Annotated in this window: 5 protein-coding genes; 2 read left to right on the top strand and 3 right to left on the bottom strand. The window is 62.6% G+C overall.

Annotated elements, in window-relative coordinates:
* From Q4P21_RS15365 to Q4P21_RS15355, 3 genes are all read right to left on the bottom strand, one after another.
* On the bottom strand, nucleotides 1–533 hold a 533-nt coding region (locus Q4P21_RS15365; RefSeq protein ID WP_303389601.1), incomplete at its 3' end, for an XdhC family protein.
* Between the two features lie 72 nt (nucleotides 534–605).
* Complete coding sequence (xdhB, locus tag Q4P21_RS15360) at nucleotides 606–2,984, bottom strand: xanthine dehydrogenase molybdopterin binding subunit (RefSeq protein WP_303389600.1); 2,379 nt, start codon at nucleotides 2,982–2,984, stop codon at nucleotides 606–608.
* Nucleotides 2,981–4,642: a xanthine dehydrogenase small subunit gene (locus Q4P21_RS15355; RefSeq protein ID WP_303389599.1), complete on the bottom strand. Its 1,662-nt coding sequence runs from the start codon at nucleotides 4,640–4,642 to the stop codon at nucleotides 2,981–2,983. The genes xdhB and Q4P21_RS15355 overlap by 4 nt, the downstream gene beginning before the upstream one ends.
* Before the next feature lie 477 nt (nucleotides 4,643–5,119).
* On the opposite strand from Q4P21_RS15355, the gene Q4P21_RS15350 reads away from it, so the two are divergent.
* Together Q4P21_RS15350 and Q4P21_RS15345 are read left to right on the top strand one after the other, a co-directional pair.
* Complete coding sequence (locus tag Q4P21_RS15350; protein ID WP_303389598.1) at nucleotides 5,120–5,605, top strand: nucleoside deaminase; 486 nt, start codon at nucleotides 5,120–5,122, stop codon at nucleotides 5,603–5,605.
* Nucleotides 5,606–5,622: 17 nt separating this feature from the next.
* Nucleotides 5,623–7,128, top strand: coding sequence for an NCS2 family permease (locus tag Q4P21_RS15345; protein WP_303389597.1), 1,506 nt, complete (start codon nucleotides 5,623–5,625; stop codon nucleotides 7,126–7,128).
* Nucleotides 7,129–7,272 lie beyond the last annotated feature (144 nt).

Genomic DNA, 7,272 nt, shown 5'->3' with positions numbered 1-7,272 from the left:
CGCAGAGCCGCGTCGCAGAGCATCAGATCTTCCGCATGGTCGTGGGTGAGGATGAGCAGATGCGCGCCATCCGGAAGCTCAGCGATGAGGGTCTCGGGGGCAGGCAGGGTATGCAGGTGCACAGCGGCCGGGCCGGCTTCGAGTGTGGCGGCGAGAACGCCGTCGATCATGCCCTCCCGGGAGTCGGCAAGGTGGAGGACAACCTCGTGGCGGCTGAGGATTCGTGCCAGTTCCTTGCCAACATGGCCGGCACCGAAAATTGCGACGGTGGGGCGCCTTCCAATCGGTTCGAGCAGCACCCGCACGACGCCGCCGCAGCACTGGGTGCCATAGGCGGCAGGTGCGTGTTCATTGAGGCCGAATTCGACTTCCTCCACCGTACCCGCCCCGCCAGCGAGCATTGTGCGGGCGCGCTCGGTGACAGTGGCTTCCATGTTGCCGCCGCCGATGCTCCCCGATGAGGTGTCGGCTGAGATGAACATCTTCGCACCGACGTCGCGGGGGGAGTGGCCGCGGACCTCGATGATCGTCACCAGCACCCCTATTGTCCCGGCAGTGTGGGCGCGAGCGAGAGCGTTGATCCAATCCACGATGACCGGCCCGGATCACTCTGCGGCGCGGGCCGGGTCGGATACCGTCCGGCGCGCCCTGTCCAGCGCCCAGTACACCGCTTCAGGCGTGGCAGGGGAAGGCAGCTCGACCTGATGCCCCGGCTCACCGAAGGCCGCTGCGGCGGCGCGCAGCGCTTCTCGCACCGCGATGGACAGCATGAGCGGCGGTTCACCCACGGCCTTTGACCCGTACACACTTCCACCGTCGTCGGTAGTCTCCCCGTGTACGTACAGGTCGACGTTGAAGACTTGCGGCAATTCCGAGAACGACGGCAGCTTGTAGGTACTCGCTGCCTGCGTCAGAAGCTTGCCGCGGTTGGGCCCGTCGCTCGTGTCCCACCGCAGATCCTCCTGCGTGAGCCAGCCGACGCCTTGGATAAATGCACCTTCAACCTGGCCGAGGTCGATCAAGGGTGAGAGCGAACTGCCGACGTCGTGAAGCAGGTCCACCTGCCGCGTCGTGTACGCGCCGGTGTACCCGTCAACCTCCACCTCGGCGACTGCGGCCCCGCGGGCATAGTATTTGAACGCGTTGCCCTTGTACGTGCTTGAATCGAAGTAGAGTCCTTCGGTGCGGTAATAGCCGGTCGCCGACAATGACACCCGCTGGAAATATGCCGTCTCAATGAGCTCCTCCCAAGTGGTGCACTTCTCCGTCCCCAACCCGCTGACGACCCCTCTCGTGATGCGGACGTCGTTCGCGTGGACGCCGAGCATGCCGGCCGCCACCGGCGCAAGCCGGTCCAGGATGAGCTCGCAGGCGTTCTTGACCGCACCGCCGTTGAGGTCGGAGCCGGTCGAGGCAGACGTGGCCGAGGTGTTGGGCACTTTATCGGTCCGGGTCGGAGCGAGACGAACACGCCGCAGCGGGAGCCCCAGCGCTGTTGCGGCGACTTGCAGCATTTTCGTGTGCAGGCCCTGGCCCATCTCCGTGCCGCCGTGGTTGATGAGCACCGAGCCGTCGCGGTAGACGAGCACGAGCGCACCGGCCTGGTTCAAGAACGGTTTGTTGAACGAGACGCCGAACTTCACCGGAGTGATGGCCAAGCCTCGCTTGACGTGTTGGTGGGCGCTGTTGAATGCGGCCACGTCGAGAAGCCGGGCATCGTAGTCACTTGATTTCTTGAGCTTGTCCCAGATGTCGACCATGCGCTCGGCTTGGCTGACCACCTGCTCATAGGGGGTGCTCTGCCCCGGAGCATAGAAGTTCCTGCGGCGGATTTCCTCTTCGCCGAGGCCCAGCTTCGTGGCCGCCTGGCCAAGCAGATCCTCGGTCACGATCATTCCGGAGGGTGCGCCGAAGCCACGGAATGCCGTGTTTGAGGTCTTGTTGGTCCGCGCGATTTGGCCGATTACATGGACGTTGGGAAGGTAGTAGGCATTATCGACGTGGCACAACGCTCGGCTCACGACGGCGGGGGACAGGTCGACGCTGAAGCCGCCATCGGCGGTCAGCACGGCCTTGTACGCAAGGATGTGCCCGTCGTCGTCCAAACCGGCCTCCCAGGTGGCATGGAAGCCGCCACGCTTGCCGGTCATGGTCAGATCCTGAGTGCGGTTGAGGCGCAGGCTTACGGGCCGGCCAGTCAGTACGGCGCCAATGGCCGCGACGGATGCGAACGCATTCGCGTTCGTCTCCTTGCCACCGAAGCCGCCACCCATGCGCAGGCACTGCACCGTGACCTGGCTCGATGAAATGCCCAGGACCCGGGCAGCCACCTCCTGCGTGTGGCTCGGGGCCTGGGTTGAGGACTGGATGAAAACCTGCCCGCTCTCGTCGACGGTGGCGAACGATGCCTGTGTCTCAAGATAGAAGTGTTCCTGGCCCTGGATGTCTATCCCGCCGCTGATGCGGTGCGGAGCGTTCGCGAGGGCCGCATCAGCGTCACCACGCTGGAGCGTCGCCCGCGGTCCCTGGAACTGCCCTGCCGCGATGGCCTCCTGGGTGGTGATGATGGACGGTAGTTCCGTATAGGCGATCTCGATGGCGTCGGTTGCCAGGCGTGCTTCCTCGAGGCTCTCAGCGAGTACCCAGGCTACAGGTTGTCCATGGTAGAGCACCTCGTTGGGGAAGAGAACCTCGTCCCCAATGTCACCGTAATCGTTCAGGCCCGGGACATCTAAAGCCGTGAGTACACGAACCACCCCGGGCATTGTCTCGGCCTTGGACGTGTCGAGGGAGTCGATGTGGGCGTGCGCGGCGAATACTTGGAGCGGCCAGGCGTGGAGAACATTGGCTGACCGGTAGGGAAGGTCGTCGGTGTACAAGGCCTGGCCCGTGACATGCTCCCACGCGGCCTCGTGCGGCATGACGACTCCGGTGGTGCCGCCGTCGGGGATCTCCGCAAGAGGGCGGGAGGAAAACGGTTTCATGATGCAGCCTCCGAGTAGAAGCGACGGATGGATTGGGCGAGTGTGGCGCTGCGGTATTCGGCACTGGCGCGGTGGTCGGACATCGGCGTCCCCACGGTCTGCATGACCTCGGCTGCAGCTTCGAACGTTTCGGCCGTCCACGGCTTGCCGAGCACTGCCGCTTCGGTGTCCAAGGCACGCAGTGTCATCGCGGCGGCCCCGCCCACACCGATGCGGATGTGCTGAACCGTCCCGTCGTTGACGGTCGCGGCGATGGCCACTGCCACCGAGGAGATATCGTCAAATTTACGTTTGGCAACTTTGTAGAATTGGCCCATCGGCGCGACGGGCGTCGGGATCCGCACGGCACGGATGAGTTCATCGGCCGCTCGTATGCTCGTGCGGTAGCCGGTGAAGTAATCGGCCAGCGCTACCGTCCGGTCACCGCGCGGCGAGCTGAGCACGAGCTCGGCGTCGAGGGCGAGAAGTGCGGGGGCCATGTCGCCGATCGGGGATCCGGTGCCGAGGTTTCCGCCGATCGTCGCAGCGTTCCTGATCAGTCGAGACGCGAACAGGGGGAAGGCTTGGGCGAGTACGGGCACCGAACCTCCAAGGAGGCGTTCGACCTCCGACAGAGTGAGTGCCGCACCGATCTCGATGTGGTCGCCAGCAACGTGGAACTGACGCAATTCCGGCAGCTGGTCAATCGCAATGGTCAGTGGGGCACGGCGGTGCTTAATCGTCAGCTCGACCCCCCAATCGGTGGAGCCTGCCACCAGGACGGCCTCCGGTGTCCCGGCGAGGAGCCTGAGGGTCTCCTTTAGATCGGCAGGACGGACGAAGGTACTCCCCGAGGTCTCGATGCGCAGGGGGGGACTGGCGGGGGCGGGCCGATCGCGTCGTTGGGCGATTGGATCGTCGGGATCAACTTCCCCGAGCGCGAAGGCCGCGTCTCGGATGGGCCGGTATCCGGTGCACCGGCACAGGTTGCCTGAGAGTGCATGCAGATCGAATCCATTGGGCCCGATCTCGGGTTCGTGTGGGGACGTCGATTCGTACCTCGTGGCCGGCACGACGTCGGCACCCGCAGCCGCGTCCCGCTCAGTCCGCGGTGGCAGCCAAGGCTCAAGGCGCTGGGCGTCGTCGTTCACGACGAGCGGCCAGGGAAGTTTGTTCCCGGACGGCACGGCGCGCGCGGTGGAGATGATGTCGGAGGTCGTGGGGGCTGAGCAGCAACCGCCCGGGCCACATGCGCAATTTGTGCGGTCCTCACGGTAGTACTCGGCAGCCATCGAGGACACGAAACCGGGTGTGCAATAGCCGCACTGGGAACCGCCACGCATGGCCATCTCCTGCTGGACCGGGTGCAGCGCGTCGGCGGAGGCCAGACCTTCAGCCGTGTAAATTTCCTGGCCGGCGAGCATTGCAGCTGGTACGAGGCATGAGTTCACTGAAGTCCAGCGGGTGCCTCCTTCGCCATCGGGGCGCGAGACCATCACCGCGCACGCTCCGCACTCACCTTCCCCGCACCCCTCTTTGGGGCCTGTGATCCCATTGCCGCGCAGCCATTGCAAAGTGGTGGTGTGCGGGGCGACGTCCGCGACTGACATCTTGTTTCCATTGACGGTCAGGGCTGTGGCAGCTGCATCCGTCTCGGCTTGATTGACGGGTTCGGTCATGACCAATCCTCTTTCGTTCTATCCAGCAACGGTGTAAAACCAATGCGTGTCAGCATTCGTTTTAGCATGGTTGAGGCCGACGAGGTCGGGAAGCCAGGCCAGGTTATCCATGCAAACAGGCGGTGGCTATTGTGACGCAGCCTACACCCGTGGGTGGGGAACGGGGTAGGGCCCGCACGGTCCGACAGCCGGCCGCCGTCGAGCATGTCAACACAAGATCACACATGGCCCAGGATGGATGGGCCAACGATTCGAGGTTTCATCATGTGAAAAATGAGTTTCGAAAAGGGTCTTGTCACTGCTCAATCGCCGGTGTTAGTGTTCCAGCATGACTACGGCGGGCGCATCACTTGGGGCGCTAACTACCGGGGGTAACTTGAATTCTGATCTCAAACCCAAGGGCACATCGGTACGCGGAGGCAACAGAGTCCTCTTATGAAAGTCAGCGCCGGTTGCCTCAGTGACAAGGAAGTCACCATGAATACCAGCGAAAACAACCAGAAATACCTGGCTCAGGCAGTCGAATTGGCAACGGCCAATGTGCTGGACAAAGGTGGACCCTTCGGCGCCATCATTGTCACCGCAGACGGCAGGGCTTTTGAGGGCATTAATCGGGTCACCGCCAACAATGATCCCACCGCTCATGCCGAAGTGACTGCCATCAGGAATGCATGCTCGGCACTTGGCACATTCGACCTTACCGGTGCCACCCTGTACACCAGTTGCGAACCCTGCCCCATGTGCCTGGCATCATCCCTCTGGGCGCGTGTGGAAAAGGTCTTCTTCGCTGCGGACCGCCACGATGCAGCCCGCGCCGGCTTTGACGATGCCGTGTTCTACGACTTCTTCGATACACCGGTAGAGCAGCGGAGCATGCCCGTTGCGCAGATCGCACCGGGTGCCACAGACCCGCTCACTCCGTTCAACGCTTGGAACGGTCTTGAAACCCGGATTGACTACTAGGCCGGGTGGAAGCAGCCATGTCCAATGTGAACAGGACCGGAAAAAAGAACGTAGCGACCGTCCCGAACTCTGAGCAACCAGCGCCCAAGGGCGGCGTTTGGAACTCCATCGACAACTATTTCGAAATCACTGCTCGCGGATCCAACGTGCTGCGTGAATTTCGCGGTGCCCTGGCCACGTTCTTCGCCATGGCCTATATTGTGGTGCTCAACCCGCTGATCCTCAGCGCCCCGGATGGCTCAGGGGCAACGCTGGGCATACCCCAAGTGGCTGCGGTGACGGCGGTCGTCGCCGGTGTGGTCACGATCGTCATGGGTGCGTGGGCAAAGTATCCCTTCGCGCTTGCCGCAGGCTTGGGTGTCAACGCGTTCGTCTCAGCCACCGTGGCGACCACTAAAAATGTCACGTGGCCGGAAATCATGGGACTGGTGCTCCTTTCCGGCATCATCATGTTCATCCTGGTCCTCTCCGGACTGCGGGAAGCCGTCATGGTGGCTGTTCCCAAGGGGCTGAAAACGGCCATTGTGGTTGGCATTGGATTGTTCATCGCCATCATCGGGCTGGTCAATGCCGGCTTTGTCCGTCGCATACCGGATGCCTCACACACCACTGTTCCCCTGATGCTCGGCATAGACGGGAAGCTGCTGGGCTGGCCCGTGTTGGTCTTTGTCCTCGGCTTGGTGCTGACTATCGTCCTGGTGGTACGCAAGACGAAAGGTGCGATTCTGATTGGCATCGTGGTTTCCACGCTCTTTGCCATGGGACTGCAACTGCTCACGAACACCCCCTCCAGTCAGACTGATCCCTCCGGCTGGTCGTTGATGGTCCCTGTCCTGCCGACCACCATCTTTTCGGTGCCGGATTTGTCCCTGATCGGCAAGGTGGACATCTTTGGTGCCTTTGTTCATCTGGGCTTCATGTCCGCGCTTTTGCTGACGTTCACCATCTTGCTCAGCGTCTTCTTTGATGCCATGGGCACCATGACGGGACTGGCCAGTGAAGCCGGACTGCTGGATGAAAACGGCAACATGAAGAATGCCAGCCGGGTATTGCTCGTGGATGCTGCCGGTTCCATGGCCGGTGGCTTCGGTTCCGTCTCTGCCAACGAGATCTTCGTTGAATCCGGTGCCGGCATCGCTGAGGGTGCACGAACCGGAGTGTCCGCGATCTTCACGGGCTGTTTGCTTTTGCTCTCGGCATTCGTCGCCCCGCTGGTGGCGGTGGTCCCGTTTGAAGCCGTGGCACCGGCGCTGGTGGTCGTCGGATACATGATGGCCTCCCAAGTGCGAAACATTGACTGGAGCGACATCGGCATCGCCATCCCGGCGTTCCTGACGTTCATCCTGATGCCTTTCACCTACTCGATCGCCAACGGTCTGGGAGCCGGCTTCATCGCCTACGTGATCATTCGCGTTGCACAGGGGCGGGCCAAGGAAGTGCACGTCCTAATGTGGGGTGTGGCCGTGGCCTTTGTGATCTACTTCTGCATGGGACCCATCCAGCTGTTGCTGGGCACCAGCTAGTTTCCGGCGTCGGACTGGGCAGCTGGGGACAACGAAGGGGCCGGCGCGTTACGCGCCGGCCCCTTCGTCATTGCCTGGTTATTGCTGTATTCCTGTTGTGTTTAGCCTTCGCCGCCGGCGTTGCCGGTGGTTCCTGCGTTGACG

Source organism: Arthrobacter sp. (genome assembly GCF_030540645.1).
Taxonomy (GTDB): domain Bacteria; phylum Actinomycetota; class Actinomycetes; order Actinomycetales; family Micrococcaceae; genus Specibacter.
Note: the sequence above shows the minus strand (reverse complement) of the source record. Positions and strands in the feature narration are given on the sequence as shown.